Origin of the sequence: Methylobacterium sp. WL8 (genome assembly GCF_008040045.1) — a bacterium.
Lineage (GTDB): Bacteria > Pseudomonadota > Alphaproteobacteria > Rhizobiales > Beijerinckiaceae > Methylobacterium > Methylobacterium cerastii.
Map to the genome: position 1 here is coordinate 1 of NZ_VRVF01000050.1, position 15,978 is coordinate 15,978.

Annotated in this window: 14 protein-coding genes; 2 read left to right on the forward strand and 12 right to left on the reverse strand. The window is 70.1% G+C overall.

What is annotated here, in order from left to right; all coding sequences use genetic code 11:
- Positions 1–167: 167 nt before the first annotated feature.
- A complete protein-coding gene (leuC, locus tag FV234_RS17245; protein WP_147830559.1) occupies positions 168–1,580 on the forward strand; it encodes a 3-isopropylmalate dehydratase large subunit in 1,413 nt (470 codons plus the stop codon).
- A gap of 209 nt (positions 1,581–1,789) precedes the next feature.
- On the opposite strand, the gene FV234_RS17250 is transcribed toward leuC, so the two are convergent.
- The 9 genes from FV234_RS17250 to FV234_RS17290 all read right to left on the reverse strand — a co-directional run bounded on the left by FV234_RS17250 (position 1,790) and on the right by FV234_RS17290 (position 11,948).
- Complete coding sequence (locus FV234_RS17250) at positions 1,790–2,446, reverse strand: glutathione S-transferase family protein (protein ID WP_147754468.1); 657 nt, start codon at positions 2,444–2,446, stop codon at positions 1,790–1,792.
- Between the two features lie 119 nt (positions 2,447–2,565).
- Entirely contained in the window at positions 2,566–3,033 is a 468-nt protein-coding gene (locus FV234_RS17255) for a cytochrome c-type biogenesis protein (RefSeq protein ID WP_147754467.1), read from the reverse strand.
- Positions 3,030–5,033 carry a heme lyase CcmF/NrfE family subunit gene (locus FV234_RS17260; RefSeq protein ID WP_147761742.1) on the reverse strand — a complete coding sequence of 668 codons (2,004 nt, stop codon included), beginning with the start codon at positions 5,031–5,033 and terminating at the stop codon, positions 3,030–3,032. Before FV234_RS17260 ends, FV234_RS17255 begins: the two co-directional genes overlap by 4 nt.
- A 30-nt stretch (positions 5,034–5,063) precedes the next feature.
- Positions 5,064–5,585 (reverse strand): cytochrome c maturation protein CcmE, encoded by a 522-nt coding sequence (ccmE, locus tag FV234_RS17265; protein ID WP_147754465.1) that lies wholly within the window; start codon positions 5,583–5,585, stop codon positions 5,064–5,066.
- 143 nt (positions 5,586–5,728) lie between these two features.
- A complete protein-coding gene (gene ccmI, locus FV234_RS17270; RefSeq protein WP_147830560.1) occupies positions 5,729–7,249 on the reverse strand; it encodes a c-type cytochrome biogenesis protein CcmI in 1,521 nt (506 codons plus the stop codon).
- Between the two features lie 227 nt (positions 7,250–7,476).
- Positions 7,477–8,895, reverse strand: a complete 1,419-nt coding sequence (locus FV234_RS17275) for a sensor histidine kinase (protein ID WP_147753951.1) — start codon at positions 8,893–8,895, stop codon at positions 7,477–7,479.
- Between the two features lie 263 nt (positions 8,896–9,158).
- Positions 9,159–10,601 (reverse strand): sensor domain-containing diguanylate cyclase, encoded by a 1,443-nt coding sequence (locus FV234_RS17280; protein WP_147830561.1) that lies wholly within the window; start codon positions 10,599–10,601, stop codon positions 9,159–9,161.
- Positions 10,602–10,861: 260 nt separating this feature from the next.
- Positions 10,862–11,539 carry a response regulator transcription factor gene (locus FV234_RS17285; RefSeq protein WP_147753953.1) on the reverse strand — a complete coding sequence of 226 codons (678 nt, stop codon included), beginning with the start codon at positions 11,537–11,539 and terminating at the stop codon, positions 10,862–10,864.
- Positions 11,540–11,576: 37 nt separating this feature from the next.
- Positions 11,577–11,948: a hypothetical protein gene (locus tag FV234_RS17290; protein ID WP_147753954.1), complete on the reverse strand. Its 372-nt coding sequence runs from the start codon at positions 11,946–11,948 to the stop codon at positions 11,577–11,579.
- Between the two features lie 459 nt (positions 11,949–12,407).
- Between FV234_RS17290 and FV234_RS17295 the strand changes: the two genes are divergently transcribed.
- Positions 12,408–13,697 (forward strand): family 16 glycosylhydrolase, encoded by a 1,290-nt coding sequence (locus FV234_RS17295; protein ID WP_147830562.1) that lies wholly within the window; start codon positions 12,408–12,410, stop codon positions 13,695–13,697.
- Here the strand turns inward: FV234_RS17295 and FV234_RS17300 are convergent.
- Genes FV234_RS17300 through FV234_RS26950 form a run of 3 tightly spaced genes read right to left on the reverse strand, consistent with a single transcriptional unit; the run spans position 13,654 to position 14,758 of the window.
- Positions 13,654–14,166 carry a hypothetical protein gene (locus FV234_RS17300; protein ID WP_147830563.1) on the reverse strand — a complete coding sequence of 171 codons (513 nt, stop codon included), beginning with the start codon at positions 14,164–14,166 and terminating at the stop codon, positions 13,654–13,656. The genes FV234_RS17295 and FV234_RS17300 overlap by 44 nt on opposite strands.
- Entirely contained in the window at positions 14,163–14,573 is a 411-nt protein-coding gene (locus tag FV234_RS17305; protein ID WP_147830564.1) for a hypothetical protein, read from the reverse strand. The genes FV234_RS17300 and FV234_RS17305 overlap by 4 nt, the downstream gene beginning before the upstream one ends.
- 56 nt (positions 14,574–14,629) lie before the next feature.
- Positions 14,630–14,758, reverse strand: a complete 129-nt coding sequence (locus FV234_RS26950) for a hypothetical protein (protein ID WP_281406859.1) — start codon at positions 14,756–14,758, stop codon at positions 14,630–14,632.
- Between the last annotated feature and the right edge of the window lie 1,220 nt (positions 14,759–15,978).

The following is a 15,978-nucleotide window of genomic DNA, read 5'->3' on the forward strand; positions in this document are numbered from 1 at the left end:
CGCTGCCCCCTCCCTGCCCCCCTCGCATCCCCATTGCGGCCGGTGCCGGTCTGCCATCCGCGGGCGTCGGCCGGCAGCCACTTCCGAAATCGCGCGTCGAACCTTACTAAAGACCTCCGCGCCGGCCGTTGGCCGGCAACAGACACGCCGCGAAGCGACCAGAATCCATGACGAGCCCGCGCACCCTCTACGACAAGATCTGGGACGACCACATCGTCGACGTCGAGGCCGACGGCTCGACGCTGCTCTACATCGACCGGCACCTCGTCCACGAGGTGACGAGCCCGCAGGCCTTCGAGGGTCTGCGCGTGGCCGGTCGCACGGTGCGCGCCCCGGAGAAGACGCTGGCGGTGGTGGACCACAACGTCCAGACCTCGGACCGCTCCAAGGGCATCGAGGACCCGGAGAGCCGGATCCAGCTCGAGGCGCTGGCGCAGAACGTCAAGGATTTCGGCATCGAGTTCTACGATGCCCTCGATCGCCGCCAGGGCATCGTCCACATCATCGGCCCCGAGCAGGGCTTCACCCTGCCCGGCCAGACCATCGTCTGCGGCGACAGCCACACCTCGACGCACGGCGCGTTCGGGGCTCTCGCCCACGGCATCGGCACCTCCGAGGTCGAGCACGTGCTCGCCACGCAGACGCTGCTGCAGAAGAAGGCCAGGAACATGCGCGTCACCGTCGACGGCGTGCTGCCGGCCGGCGTCAGCGCCAAGGACATCGTGCTCGCGATCATCGGCGAGATCGGCACCGCCGGCGGCACCGGCCACGTCATCGAGTATGCGGGCGAGGCGATCCGCGCGCTGTCGATGGAAGGCCGGATGACGATCTGCAACATGTCGATCGAGGGCGGCGCACGCGCCGGCCTCGTCGCCCCGGACGCCACGACCTACGCCTATTGCGAAGGCCGGCCGATGGCGCCGAAGGGCGAGGCCTTCGCGCGGGCGCGGGCCTACTGGGAGAGCCTCGTCAGCGACGAGGGCGCGCATTTCAACAAGGAAGTCCGCCTGGACGCCGCCAGCCTGCCGCCAATCGTCAGCTGGGGCACGAGCCCCGAGGACGTGATCTCCGTGCTGGGCTCGGTGCCCGACCCGGCCTCGATCCTCGACGAGAACAAGCGCGCCTCGAAGGAGAAGGCCCTGTCCTACATGGGGCTCACGCCGGGCACGAAGATCACCGACATCACCCTCGACCGGGTGTTCATCGGCTCCTGCACCAACGGCCGGATCGAAGACCTGCGCATCGTCGCCCAGATGGTCGCGGGCCAGAAGGTGCACGAGAGCGTCTCGGCGATGGTGGTGCCGGGCTCCGGCCTGGTGAAGGCGCAGGCCGAGGCCGAGGGCATCGACACGGTGCTGAAGGCCGCCGGCTTCGATTGGCGCGAGCCCGGCTGCTCGATGTGCCTCGGCATGAACGCCGACCGCCTCAGCCCGAACGAGCGCTGCGCCTCGACCTCGAACCGCAACTTCGAGGGCCGCCAGGGCCATCGCGGCCGCACCCACCTCGTCTCCCCGGCCATGGCCGCCGCAGCCGCCGTGGCCGGCCGCTTCGTCGACATCCGGGCCTGGCCCAAGGGGTAAGGGCTCCCGCCAACCACCCCTCGCCGTCATTCCGGGGCGCCGAAGGCGAGCCCGGAATCCAGAACCGCAGGTCGTGCTTCGGCTGGCGCCGTCGGCGGCTCTAGATCCCGGACACTGCTGCGCAGCCCCGGGATGACGGGGAGTGTTCGTGATCGATCGGCGGAGCCTCGGCTCGCCGACGACGGACGCGGTTCAGGGCTGCTCCGCCCTCAGAACTCCATGTCGAGCTCTTCGATCTCCTCCGGCTCCTCGGCGGCGGCCTCGGCCCACTCGACCATCAGCGGCCAGTGCAGGATGGCGTCGCGATAGGCGGTGGCGCGCGGGGGAAGGGTCACGTCGTAGGTGCGGAAGCGCGTGCAGACGGGGGCGTACATCGCGTCGGCCAGCGTCGGGCGCTCGCCGAACAGGAACGGCCCGTCGTAGCGGGCGAGGCAGTCGTCGAAGATCGTGACGATGCGCTCGATGTCGCCCTTGGCGCCGTTGAACACCCGGAAGCTCGGGTGGAAGGCCTTCAGGTTCATCGGCAGGGCCGAGCGCAGGTTGATGAAGCCGCCGTGCATCTCGCCGGCGATCGAGCGGCAATGGGCGCGGGCGGCCACGTCCTTCGGCAGGAAGCCGGCCTCGGGGAAGGTCTCGTTGAGGTACTGCGCGATCGCCAGCGTGTCCCAAACCACGATGCCCTCGTGGTGCAGGCGGGGGACGAGGAACGAGGGCGAGAGGTGGAGCAGCTCGGCGCGCGAGGTCTCGTCGCCGCCGGGCAACATCTCGGTGTCGAAGTCGAGGCCGGCCATCTTGCAGATCAGCCAGCCGCGAAGCGACCACGACGAGTAGTTCCGGCTGGAGATCGTCAGCGTCGCCGTGGCCATGCTCGCATCCTTCGCGGATCGTTTTCGCGAGAGGCGGATCCAAGACTCGTGCCGACTCGCCGCCGCAGGCGCACATCATGCCTCGGGCGTGGGCGAATTGCCACGGACCCCGACGGGGATCACTCGCGCCGGAGCAGAGCCGCGACGTCGGCCTGCTCGGACGCCGACAGGCCACGCTCGGGCGCCGGCGCCGCGCGGCGCGACAGGCGCCAGATCCCGAAGCCGCCGAGCAGCACCGCGAGCAGCGGCGTCAGCCACAGGAGCACGGTGTGGAGCGCCAGGACGGGGCGCAGCAACACGAACTCGCCGTAGCGGTTCACCACGTAATCCTCGACGCCCTGGTTGCTGTCGCCGGCCTTCAGCCGCTCGCGCACGATCAGCCGGAGGTCCTTCGCCAGCGGTGCGTCGGAATCGTCGATCGACTGGTTCTGGCAGACGAGGCAGCGCAGGCCCGAGGAGATCTCGCGGGCGCGATGCTCCATGGCCGGGTCCTTCAGGACCTCGTCCGGCTGGACGGCTTGGGCCGCGCCCGCCCCGAGCACGAGGCCGGCGAGCAGGAGGCCGCGGAGCGTGCGCGCGGCGCTCATTCGGCCGGGACCGCGTGCGGGGGAACGGGCTTGAGCTTGGCGCGGGCGGGCGCGCCGACGCGCATGCGCCGGTCGGTGAGCGACAGGCCGCCGCCGAGCGCCATCACCACCGCGCCGAGCCAGATCAGCAGCACCAGCGGCTTGTAGTACAGCCGCAGGCCGATGCTGCCGTCGGGCGAGATCTCGCCGAGGCTGGCGTAGACTTGGCTGACGCCGCGGGTGAGCAGGCCCGATTCCGTCACCGTCATCTTGCGGCTCGGGTAGAAGCGCTTGCCGGTGTCGACCTGGCCGATCTCGTCGCCGGCCTTGTCGCGGATGGTGAGGAAGGCCGCGACCTCCTCGTAGTTCGGACCGGGCCGCGGCGCGACTCGATCCAGCGTCGCCACGTAGGGGCCGGTCGCCAGCGTCTGGCCGGGCTTCAGGGTGGCGAGGCCCTCGGTCGCCCAGCCCTGCGCCGCGATGCCGAGCACGACCACGCCGACGCCGGCATGGGCGATGGCCGTGCCCCAGGCCGAGCGCGGCAGGCCGATCGCCCGGCGCCAGATCAGGCCGGGCGCGCGGGTGCGGCTGCTGCCGAAGCCGCGGGCGCGCGAGACGATCTCCAGCACCGAGCCGACGATGAGGTAGGCGCCCAGGCCCACGCCGACCGGAGCCATGGCCGGGCCGCCCCAGGTCCAGGCCAGGGTGGCGAGGCCGACCGCCAGGGCGAGGCCGAGGGCCGCGAACAGGCGCTGCGAGGCGGCGAGCGCGTCGCCGCGCTTCCAGGCCAGGGTCTGCCCGAACGGCACGATCAGCAGCAGCGGGATCGCGAGCGGCACGAAGGTGTAGTTGAAGAATGGCGGCCCGACCGAGATCTTCTCCGCCGTCAGCATCTCCAGCAGCAGCGGGTAGAGCGTGCCGACGAGCACGGTGGCGCAGGCGGCCACGAGGAACAGGTTGTTCATCACCAGCGCGCCCTCGCGCGAGATCGGCGCGAACAGGCCGCCCTGCCGCAGCATCGGCGCGCGCCACGCGAACAGCGTCAGCGACCCGCCGATGAACAGGATCAGGATCGCGAGGATGAAGATGCCGCGGGTCGGGTCGGTGGCGAAGGAGTGCACCGAGGTAAGTACGCCCGAGCGCACGATGAAGGTGCCGAGCAGCGACAGCGAGAAGGTGAGGATGGCGAGGAGCACCGTCCAGACCTTGAGGGCGTCGCGCTTCTCCATCACGACGGTGGAGTGCAACAGCGCAGTGCCGGCGATCCACGGCATCAGCGAGGCGTTCTCGACCGGGTCCCAGAACCACCAGCCGCCCCAGCCGAGCTCGTAATAGGCCCAGTACGAGCCCATCGCGATGCCGAGCGTCAGGAAGCTCCAGGCGGTCAGCGTCCACGGGCGCACCGCGCGGGCCCAGACGGCGTCGATCTTGCCGTCGATCAGGGCCGCGATCGCGAAGGCGAAGGTGATCGAGAAGCCGACATAGCCGACGTAGAGCAGCGGCGGGTGCACCGCGAGGCCGAAATCCTGCAGCAGCGGGTTGAGGTCGTTGCCCTCGACCGGCGCCGGCACCGCCCGGGTGAACGGGTTCGACGTGGTGATCACGAACAGCACGAAGACGAAGGTGATGAAGCCCTGCACCGCCAGGGTGTTGGCGCGCAGCACCGGGGGCACCGACTCGCGGGCCACCGCCACCATCGCCCCGAACAGCGTGAGGATCAGGATCCAGAGGAGCATCGAGCCCTCGTGGTTCCCCCAGACGCCGGAGAGCTTGTAGATGAACGGCTTCGTCGTGTGCGAGTTCTCGACCACGTTCTGGACCGAGAAGTCGGACGTGGCGTGGGCGTAGGTCAGCGCCGCGAACGCGAACAGCACGCAGGCGAAGGCGCCGAGCGCCGCCGGCGTCGCCACCTGCCGCAGGGCGGCGTCGCCCGAGCGGGCGGCCCAGATCGGCATCACCGACTGGACCAGGGAGAGCGCCAGCGCCAGCGCCAACGCGAAATGTCCGACCTCGACGATCAAGCGGCGGTTCCTCGAGTCAATGACATCGGCTCAGCGCTCGCTGCGCGGGCCGAGGGTCGCGGGTGCGGCGTCGGCGGCCTTCGGCGGGTCCGTCTTCACGGAGCCCTTGCCGCCCTTGCCGCCCTCCTGCCAGCGCCCCTGCGCCTTGAGCGCGTCGGCGACCTCGCGCGGCATGTAGGATTCGTCGTGCTTGGCGAGCACGGTGTCGGCGCGGAAGATGCCGCCCGGCTCCAGCGTTCCCTCGGCGACGACGCCCTGCCCCTCGCGGAACAGGTCGGGCAGAAGGCCGGTATACTGGACTTGGACGGTCGCGTTCGTGTCGGTCACCGCGAAGTCGATCTTCTGGTTCGCCCCGCGCTGGAGCGAGCCGTCCTTCACCAGGCCGCCGAGACGGAAGCGCGTCCCGGGGCCGACGCCCTGGTTCGCCACCTCGGTCGGCGAGCGGAAGAACACGATCGACCCGCTCATCGCCGACAGGATGAGCCCGACGGCGAGCGCCAGGACGGCGCCACAGGCGGCGATCAGGATCAGGCGGCGGCTCTTGCGCGTCACGAGTTCAGTCCGTCCCCGGCGGGTGGTCCGGCCCCGGCACGACCCACGAAGGTCGGTCCGGCGCCGTGCCGTCCTCATTCTTATCCTCTCGGATGTCGGCTCCGACGGGCCGCGGGTCAAGTCGCCCGTGCCGGGACAGATCGTCAGGGGCGCAGCGGAAGGCCGAGTTCCTTCGCCAGGGTGTCGAGCCGCTCGGCGGCGCCCGGGTCCGCGGCGAGCGCCATCCGCGCGCGGCTCAGGACCTTGCCGGCCTGCTCCGGATCGCCGAGCGCGCTGTAGGAGCGCACGAGCCGCAGCCATTCGTCGACGCTGCCGCCCTTGGCCGCGAGCCGGCGGTCGAGGCCGGCCACCATGCCGCGGATCGCGGCGTCGCGCTCGGCCGGCGGCATCGCCGTCACCGCGGCGGCCGCCGACTCGGTCTCGGCGCGGGATTCCGGCGTGGCGGCGTTCAGCGAGGCCGGGGGCACGGCGCTGCCGGCGTCGCGCGGCGTGCCGTCGGCCGGCTTGCCGGACAGGCCGAGGTCGCGCGCGCCGGCCTCCAGGCTCGCGAGCGCGGCCGGGTCGGATTTCAGGGCGGCGCGGGCGCGTTCCAGCACAGCCTGCGCACGCTCCGGCTCGCCGAGGACGCCGCGGGAGCGGGCCAGCCGCAGCCATTCGTCCACGGTGCCGCCCTTGGCCGCGAGGCGCTCGTCGAGGCCGTCGACCATGCCCTGGATCGCGGCGCGCTGCTCCGGCGGCAGCCCGGGCGCGTCCTTTCCGGCTCCCTTGCCCGCCCCGTTACCCGCTCCCTTGGCCGGCGTCCCGGACAGCTGTGGGGCGGGCTCGCCCCGCAGCCGCGCCAGGTTCTCGCGGACCAGGCGGAGCCAGGGGGCGTCGGCCGGGCTGGTGTCGTTCAGGGCGCTGAGTTGGCGGATGGCCTCCGGCGTGTCGCCGTTCTGCTCGGCCGCGCGGGCGAGGTAGAAGCGGGGCTTGGGCGCCTTGGGGTCGAGGGCGAGGGCCCGGGTCAGGGCGGCCTTGGCCTCGGGGGGCACGATGCCGTTGCCGGCGGCCACCATCGCCTCGCCCCAGTCCGACAGCGATTCCGCGGTCTCACCCTTGATCCGGACGATCGCCGCGTAGGCGCGCGCCGCGTCCTCGAACCGGCCGAGCCGCATGTAGACCGGCGCCAGCACGGCCCAGCCGCGGGCGTCGTTCGGGTCGGCGGCCAAGCGCGCCTCGATCTGCCCGACGGCCTTCATCAGGTCCTGCGCACCCGATTGCGCCGCCTGCCGGTCTCCCGGCGTCTGGGCCGGCAGGTCGGGAGAGCCGTAGAGGCCGTAGGCGAGGAGGGCGACGAGGGGGATGGTGGACAGGGCGAAGGCCGAGGCCGCGCGGCGCTGGCGCAGGCGCGGCTCGGCCACGCTCGCCTCGCCGGGGCCGGGGGCGCGGCTCGCGCGAAGGAGCCGGCGGGCGGCCTCGGTGCGGGCCGATTCCGCCTCCGCGGGCGCGATCAGCCCACGTTGGAGGTCGCGCTCGATCTCGGCGAGCTGATCCTCGTAGAACGCCGTCTCGGTGACGGTGCCGGCCGCATCGGGGACGATGGCGACGCGGCGCGACATCGGCCAGAGCAGGGCCAGGACGGCCGCGGCGGTCATGCCCGCCAGAATGAACCAGATCGCCGTCATCACACCTTCGAAGCGGTCCCGGTTCGCCTGACGCGAGACCGCGGCCGCCTCATCCCCTCAGATTGTAAGACGGCCCTCGTCGGGACCGAATGGCCGTCGGCCGGATCGTAGAGACCGGCCGCAGGCGGTACGATGCCCGCTCTCGGCGTCACGGTGTCACGCAAGTTTTTCGCGATGACAAGCTTTTCGCGACGACGAGGGCGCGGACCTTTCCCGAACGTCCGCGATCAGTGCCCGGCCGCGCCCTTGGGCAGGTCGCCCGGCACCTCCAGCACCGCGCGCAAGCCGCCCAACGCCGCCTGCTCGAGGCGGAAGCGGCCGCGATAGAGGGTGGCGAGGTCCGCGACGATGGAGAGGCCGAGGCCGGAGCCGGGCTTCGATTCGTCCATGCGTCGGCCGCGCCCGAGCACCGCCGAGCGCGCCTCCTCCGGCAGGCCGGGGCCGTCGTCTTCGATCGCGACGAGAAGGTGGGGATAATCGTGGGCCTCCACCGCCTCGGCCCGGATCGCGACGCGGCCGGCGGCCCATTTCGAGGCGTTGTCGACGAGGTTGCCGACCATCTCCTCGAAATCCTGGCGCTCGCCGCGGAAGCGCAGGCCCGCCGGCACGTGGACCTCGTAGGCGATGTCCTTGTCGCGGTAGATCTTCCCGAAGGTCCGCACGAGGCCGGCGAGCGCCGGCTCGACGTCGGTCGAGGTCCCGAGCGTGCCGGCGAGCGCGGCCGCGCGCGCCCGGTCGAGGTGGTAGTTCACCTGGTCGCGCATCACCGCCGCCTGCTCGCGGATCTTCTCGGCGAGGTCGGCCGGCGCGTCCGAGGCGCCGACCTCGTTGACGATGATCGACAGCGGCGTCTTGAGCGCGTGGGCGAGGTTGCCGACCTGGGTGCGGGCGCGCTCCAGGATCTCGCGGTTGGTCTCGATCAGGAGGTTCACCTCGCCGGTGAGCGGGGCGATGTCGCGGGGATAGGTCCCGGTGATCCGGTCGGCCTCGCCGCGGCGGATCGCGCCGAGCGCCGCGCGCATCTTCTTCAGCGGCGCCAGGCCGAAGCGGATCTGCAGCAGGGTCGTCAGCGCCAGCGACAAACCGAGCAGGCCGAAGGTCATGAACAGCGAGTTGCGGAAGCGCTCGACGTCGTTGACGATCTCGTCGGCCGGGCCGGCGACGCGCACGGTGTAGCGCCCGTCCTCGCCAAGGTCGACATCGCGTTCGATGATGCGGAGCAGCCGGTCGTCCTGGGCGCGGCCGTAGCCCTGGCGGATCTGGCCGACCCCGGCCTTGCCGTCGGGATCGGTCGCGGGCTTCAGCGGCACGCCGACGAGGGAGCGCGAGGTGCGCAGGTCCCGCGGCCGGGCGTCGGGCTTGCCGACCTGCCAGTACCAGCCCGAGAGCGGCAGGTCGAAGCGCGGGTCCCCGAGGGTGAAGGCGCGACTCTCGGTGTCGCTCGGGGTGACGAGGTCGGTGGCGAGGTTGTTGGCGAAGACCAGCAGGCGGCTGTCGAAAGCCCGCTCGGTGGTCTCGCGGTAGAGCGTCGTCAGGATCCAGGCGGCGAGCAGCAGGATCGCGGAGCTGGCCAGCAGCGCCGAGACCGCCAGGCGCACCGCGATCGAGCGACGCCGGAGGGAGAACAGGCTCAGGACCGCGCGCATCGGGGCGACGCGCGGTTCGGGCGCCGGATGCTCACGATCCTTCGGCTCGGCTCGTGGGGAGGTCGGAGTCATGCCGTGACCACGTTTCGAGGGCGGCGCGCGTACGCCCATTCTACCGGCGATGCGGAAGCCCATCGTCTCGTCGGTCCTCGGGCCGAGCGCAAGGGTCATCCGACGCGAGATCGCGACGCCCGAACCGAGTGAATGCGCAGGCGCGCCCCTGCGCGGCGACCGAGTGTGTCAGGGGTCGCGCCGGCGTCGGCTCAGGCGACCTGCCGGTCGAGGGGTTCGAATGCTGCGTCACCCGTGACCTGAGCCTGGTCCGGGGCGTAGGCGAACCGGAAGGCGTTTCGCCCCTCCGCCTTGGCGCGGTAGAGGGCGCGGTCGGCGGCTCGGTAAAGCGCCTCGCGGTCGAAGCCGTCCTCTCGCGTCAACGCGATCCCGATGCTGACGCCGATCCCGACGGGATGGCCGTCGAGATCGATCGGGAGCGACATCGCCGCGATCAGGCGCTCGGCCAGCCGGGTCGCGTCCTCCCGTCGGCCGGAGCCGGTCTGGATGACGACGAACTCGTCGCCGCCGATCCGGGCCACCGTATCCTCGATGCGCACCACCGAGCGGAGCCGGTCGGCGACATGGCGCAGCAGTTGATCCCCGGCCTGATGGCCCAGCGTGTCGTTGACGCCCTTGAAGCGGTCGAGATCCAGACAGAGGATCGCGAACCCGCCCTCCGCCCGCGACGCGCGCGCAGTCTCCTCGTCGAAGCGTTCGCGGAAGAGGACGCGATTGCCGAGGCCGGTGAGCGCGTCGTGCCGCGCGAGGTGCGCCATCCGCTGCTCGCTCTCCTTGCGAACCGTGATGTCGCGAACGGAAGCGACGTAGCCGTCCGGTCGACTCGTGATCTCGTCGTAGGTCAGGCTGAAGGAGGCCTCGACCCACACCCAGGTCCCATCCTTGCGCCGATATCGCTGCTGCCCCACGGCGTGGGTGACGCGCGCCGCGCCGATGTCGTCGAGGAGGCGCCGATATTCATCCGCATCGTCGGGGTGAACGAAGTCGAGTGGCCGGGTGCCGACCAACGCCTCGGCCTCGTAGCCCAGCAGCAGCTTGGCCGCGGGCGAGACGTAGCGGCGCGTTCCGTCGAGATCGGACCGCACCACCATGTCGGTGGTGTTGTCGGCGAGCAGCCGGTAGCCCGCCTCCCGTTCACGCAAGGCCCGCTCGGCCGCGTGCAGGCGGAGCTGCGCCACCACGACCTGAGCCACGTCCTGCAGCTGCCGGCGCTGTTCGGTGGAGAAGGTCCGCGGCTGGGTGTCGATGGTGCAGAGGGTACCGGCATGCAGACCGGGCGCCAGGACGAGCGGGGCACCCGCGTAGAAGCGGATATGCGGCTTGCCCGTCACCAGCGGGTTGACGACGAAGCGGTCGTCGCGCGTCGCATCCTCGATCACCATGACCTCGGGGCTGAGGATGGCGTGCGAACAGAACGACACCTCGCGCGAGGTGCCGTCCAGGTCGAGGCCGCATTTGCCCTTGAACCACTGGTCGTTCTCTTCGACGAGCGAGACGAGCGCGATGGGGAGGGAGAACAGGGCCGCCGCGGTGCGGCAGAGCGCGTCGAAATGCGGCTCGGGCGGCATGCCGATCACGTCGAGGCTGCGCAGCGCCGCCAGGCGCGCAGGCTCATTGTGCGGAAGGGGAACCATGGAGATCCTTGCGCGAAGGCTCGGCAACCCTTGGGCCGAACCCGTCGAAGTGATCCGCAGGCTAAATCACCGAACCTTAACGTCGCGTCAGTGCTCGGCGTGGGGTCGTCACGCGATCCACAATGCGTCGGGCCACGAAAATTTGATCTCGCTCGCCCAAACTTCATTTCTCATACTAGAGATACTGATAACACACCTTTAGGTTGTGAAAGATCCAAAAATCTCGTTCTGAAAGGATCGCGCAGAGCGGGCGCCAAGCGTCACACCCGAGCCGGCGGCTGGCTCGGATCCACCAGGTAGCCGAGGCCGCGCACCGTCTGGATGAGGTCGACCGCGAGCTTCTTGCGCAGCCGCCCGACGAAGACTTCGATGGTGTTCGAATCGCGGTCGAAATCCTGGTCGTAGAGGTGTTCGGTCAGCTCGGCGCGGGAGACGACGCGGCCGGTGTGGTGCATCAGGTAGGACAGCAACCGGTATTCGTGGCTCGTGAGCTTGACCGGGTTGCCGTCGACGAACACCCGGCCCGAGCGCGTGTCGAGGGTGACGGGCCCGCAGGCGATCTGGCTGGTGGCGTGGCCGGCGGCGCGGCGGAGCAGCGCACGCACCCGCGCCATCAGCTCCTCCATGTGGAACGGCTTGGTCACGTAGTCGTCGGCGCCGGCATCGAACCCGTCGACCTTGTCGGACCAGCGGTCGCGCGCCGTGAGGATGATCACCGGGGTCTTGATCCCGGCCCGGCGCCACTTCTGCAGCACGCTGACGCCGTCGGCCTTGGGCAGGCCCATGTCGAGGATGATCGCGTCGTAGGGCTCGCTCTCCCCGAGATAGCCGCCCTCCTCCCCGTCGAAGGCCTTGTCTGCGACGTAGCCCGCCTCCTCCAGCGCGCTGACCACCTGCCGGTTGATGTCCCGGTCATCCTCGACCACGAGCAGACGCACGGATCACTCTCCCTCGAGCCACGGCCTTCTCGGCCGGTCAGTACTGGCCCGCCACCTGGCCGGTCTTGGCATCGACCATCACGTGCACGAAGTGGCCGTCCCGACGCAAGGCGGTCAGCATGTAGACGAGGCCGTCGGCGTGGCGGCACAGGCTGGCGCGCTGGATCTCCGCCCGCGCGATCACCGTGCGCGCGGCCTTGATCGCCGCCACCGGCGCGATCACCCGGCGCTCGGAGACCTCCTCGCGCATGTCGGCGGGCGACAGGCACTCCTCGACCCGCGGCTGCGACGCCCCGGGGGCGACGACCGGGGCCGCCTCGCGGGTCTCCTCCGCCAGCGTGCCGAGACCGCCGCCGGCGAGGGCCGCGACGGTCAGGCAGATCGCTGCGAGGGCGAAGGGGTAGCGCATGGATCGGGACTGTCGCCCGAAGGCACTGAATGCGCCCTGAATGCCCCTGGCCCGAGACGTGTCTCGCGGCGCGGTTAGAGCCTCGTGTGCGAGGTGAGTGGATCGGGGGGCGGCGGGTCTCATCGAAGGTCCGTCGGGAGCTGCGAAGCGTTACGGCCGAGACCGGCAGCGGTTCCCTCGTGCAGGGTGCGATCCCCCGCGATCACGGCCCGGAAGCGGGCGACAAGATCGCAGCTCGGCGATCGACGTGCCGCACGGAACGACTGTTGAACGTCGAAGGCGTCGGTGATTTATACCTGGCCCCGCCCCACGAAGACGCACGAACCGTCCCGAACGGTGCCGGCAGATCGCAATCGCGCGATCGCGGCCCGGAACCAAAACTTAAGACGAGATATTCTACTCTCAGTTGCATTCAGTGTGCGAATCCACTCCGGTGGCGCACACGCGGCGGGGGCCTCCATGGCGATCGATCCGAACAACCTGTCGAAGACCGCGACCCTGACCTTCGCGGAGGAGTTCGACGACTTCACGCCTTGGAACGGCACGACGGGGCTCGACACGGTCGGGGCGCCGCAATGGTCGACGAAGATCCACGCCACCGGGACGATGCCATACAATGACGAGTTGCAATACTACGTCGCCGCGTCGGACGGGGCCGCGGGCGGCACGGCCGGCCTGCCCGACCCGTTCCACGTCTCCGACGGCCTGCTGACGATCACCGCGGCGCCGGCCGCGCCCGGCATCCGGGATGCGATCGAGGGGCAGGCCTACACGTCCGGGATGCTCAACACCGCCCATACGTTCAGCCAGACCTACGGCTACTTCGAGATCCGGGCGCAGCTTCCGGCGGCGCAGGGGATGTGGCCGGCCTTCTGGATGCTGCCGGCGGACGGGAGCTGGCCGCCCGAACTCGACGTGATGGAGATGGTCGGCGGCGCGCCGAACATCCTGCGCAACACCGTCCACAGCCAGGTCTCGGGCGGACACCGGGTCGACGCGACCCATTACCTCGACGAGTCGAACGTCGCGGTGCCGGACATGACGTCCGGCTTCCACACCTACGGCGTCGACTGGGAGCCGGACACGATCACCTGGTACTACGACGGGCAGCCGACCTTCCAGGCGGCGACGCCCGCGGACCTGAACACGCCGATGTACCTGATCGCCGACCTCGCCGTCGGCGGGGCCTGGGCCGGCGACCCCGACGGGACGAATCCGGCGCAGATGACGATCGACTACATCCGGGGCTACGCGAGCGCACCGGACGCGGCGCGCGACGACACGTTCCACTTCCGCGACGCGCGCACGGGGGACGACCTCTACACGACGAGCGCGAGCGAACGGGACTACATCGCGCAGAACCTGCCCTCCTACACCGAGGAGGGCGTGGCCTGGGCGGCGCCGGCGGCGAGTCCCGATACGGTGGACGTGTTCCGCTTCGTCGATACGCGGACGGGGGAGCACTTCTACACCGCGAGCGTGGCGGAGCGCGACCACGTCGCCGCCATGCTGCCGAGCTTCCACGCCGAGGGCGTGGCGTTCCAGGCCTACGCCGACCCGGCGCTCGCCGGGATCGACGCGCTGACGGTCCAGCGCTTCGTCGAAACCGCGACCGGGGCGCATCACTACACCGCCGGGGCCGCCGACACGGCGGCCTTCACGCAGGCGCAGGCCGGCGGCGCCTGGGTCCATGAGGGCGCGGCCTTCACGGTACTCGCGCCGTCTTCGCCCCCGCCGGACCTGTGGTGACACCACCGCAGGTCACCCGGAACGGCATGACCGCATCCGGCCGGCGCTGCGGGCGGACGGTGCGCCGGAACCCGTTGCAGGCGGCCGAAGGACTCTCGACCGGCATCGCCGGCCCGCAGGGAAAGTCGGCCGGGATCTCGGTCTCGATGGTCCGGGGTCTGCCGTCGCGGTCCCAGGGCGGCGCATCGACGGCGTTGGCAGGCGGCGCCACTTGGTGCCGGTCGGGTCGGACGCTGTGCAGGCGGCGCGCGTCGGGCAGCGTACATTCGGCGAGGTCGGCGATCACCCGCGCCTGCCGCAGCGCGCCGCCGGGCGCGACCTCCGACGCCAGAAGCTTGGGCGACCCGACCCGGTCGGGCCGGTGCCGGTCGCCGGCGGCGTAGGAGACGATCGCGCAGAGCCCGAGAAACAGGCCCCCGCCGACCGCGTGGTAGAGCCGGGTGAGCCAGCGGTCGAGGGCGGCGCTCATCGCAGATCTCCCCGGACGAGGCGCCAGAGCTGGCGCACGAGCGGCAGCCGGTCGACCCCGAACTGCGCCAGGGCGAAAGCCGTGACGACGACGACGACCGCCGCGGGCTTCATCCGCCGGTAGAACCGGGCGAGCGCCCGCCGCTCGATCCGTTCGTCGAGGGCGGTGAGCCGGTCCGGCGTCTGGCGCCGGATGAAGGTGCGCCACTCGGTGCCGAAGCGGACGACCAGCCGATCCTCCTCGGCCTCGGCCGCCGCGCGGCCGGAGTAGGCCCGGCGGATCAGGCTCTCGCCGAGGCCGTCGTCGGGCGGCGGCAGCACCCGCCCGACGCCCTCGCCGATCGCGTCGAGGGCCGCCCGGCGGCAGGCGGGGTCGCGCGCCTCCGGGCTCTGCGATGTCGCGTCCATGCCGCCTCCCGCGGGTGCCAGCGTGTCGGTCCGTCACCCGCGGCTGGGCACTCTCGCTAGCGCGCCGCGAGGCCGACGGCGGCCAAAGCCGGCGCGAGGGTGTTGGCGGCGGTCGAGCCTTGCTCCAGCGCGAGGCGGCGAAACACCTTCTCGGCGATGCCGGGCAGGCCGCCGGCGGCCTTCACGATGTAGTTTGACTCGTAATCTTATCTTCCGTTTCCACTAAGTCATTGATTTCACATCACATGGGAACTCATATTTTTATGTCCACTGTTTGATTTCTATCGTTCCAAACGCCCGAATGACTCATATTTCAATTTCCTTGTTATCCGCCAAACCGAACTTTGTTCGCTGATAATTTATCGAGGGCTGCAATCGCCTACGAAGAGGCAAGTCAGGCGTCGAAGCAGCGGGATGTGAAGCTCAGGCAGTCAGGTAGGCTCGGATGAGTAGACGAGACTTCGACAAGGTTGATCGCGGCTCTGCATGCCGGGGTATGCCACTCGAGGTCGGCGGAAAAAATCAAGGCCCATGAAACTGGCGGCGATCGACGCGTAGCCGGCCGGCCATTGCGAACCCCTTCTCGCCAGGGGCAGGCCATCCTCGACGTGATGGCGAACTATATGCATCCACTCCGGGCAGGCCACGGTCGCTTCGGAGCGCTCGGGTGAAATCGCCGTCCCGGCATCATCACTTCAAAGCTTGGGTCCGCTCTCCCTCCAGCCGATGGCGAAGAACAGCCAGCAGTCGAGGACGTCGACCGATACGGAATTGAAATCGCGAACCACAACCGCCTTGCGTTTCCCGCTCCGAGGATGATTGAGCCAAGCCGCGATCCCATTGGCATCGATCCCGGCGCAGCCGCCGGGCCCCCGGGAAACCTAAAATCGAACGATCGCCATCTACGATTCGTTTGCCTTAAGTACTGTAATAAAGGCATGCCATCACAATGCTCCATTGCGCGAAGGCGACGCTTCGGCGCATCATCACAGAAGTCGCGAAGAGAAGGCTCCGATGACCCGGTTCGAGCTTACATCGACGTTCCTCCTGGAACGTATCCTTAAGGCCTAAGTGCCGCGCTCGAACCCTATTGGGTAGGCGCGCCCACAGGCCCCTACCGATACTTCCCCTTGGAACTACAAATCTACCGCGCTTAGACCGCATCTCATCCTTTCAGCAGGATGAATGATCTACGCGCCCGAAACGACCGTTCCGCAGCGGTCTAACCCGGCCCGAAGACTGCCGGCACCGACGGACTCCCAGTCCGCTCGGGTCTCCAAGCTACCCACGCCCATGAGCGTCCTCCGGAATTGGTCCCGCCGCTCGGCGAAGCCACGCCCGAAGACCACTCAAAATGCGCCTGGAGGCTACCTGCGATCACACGAGAGGCAACGAAATGAGCGTG

Excerpts from the sequence above, each read along its gene's own strand:
- ccmI (WP_147830560.1), bottom strand. The coding sequence starts at position 7,249 with ATGACGGCGATCTGGTTCATTCTGGCGGGCATGACCGCCGCGGCCGTC.
- FV234_RS17250 (WP_147754468.1), bottom strand. The coding sequence starts at position 2,446 with ATGGCCACGGCGACGCTGACGATCTCCAGCCGGAACTACTCGTCGTGG.
- FV234_RS17255 (WP_147754467.1), bottom strand. The coding sequence starts at position 3,033 with ATGAGCGCCGCGCGCACGCTCCGCGGCCTCCTGCTCGCCGGCCTCGTG.
- FV234_RS17300 (WP_147830563.1), bottom strand. The coding sequence starts at position 14,166 with ATGAGCGCCGCCCTCGACCGCTGGCTCACCCGGCTCTACCACGCGGTC.
- FV234_RS17295 (WP_147830562.1), top strand. The coding sequence starts at position 12,408 with ATGGCGATCGATCCGAACAACCTGTCGAAGACCGCGACCCTGACCTTC.
- FV234_RS17280 (WP_147830561.1), bottom strand. The coding sequence starts at position 10,601 with ATGGTTCCCCTTCCGCACAATGAGCCTGCGCGCCTGGCGGCGCTGCGC.
- FV234_RS17290 (WP_147753954.1), bottom strand. The coding sequence starts at position 11,948 with ATGCGCTACCCCTTCGCCCTCGCAGCGATCTGCCTGACCGTCGCGGCC.
- FV234_RS17305 (WP_147830564.1), bottom strand. The coding sequence starts at position 14,573 with ATGGACGCGACATCGCAGAGCCCGGAGGCGCGCGACCCCGCCTGCCGC.
- leuC (WP_147830559.1), top strand. The coding sequence starts at position 168 with ATGACGAGCCCGCGCACCCTCTACGACAAGATCTGGGACGACCACATC.
- FV234_RS17275 (WP_147753951.1), bottom strand. The coding sequence starts at position 8,895 with ATGCGCGCGGTCCTGAGCCTGTTCTCCCTCCGGCGTCGCTCGATCGCG.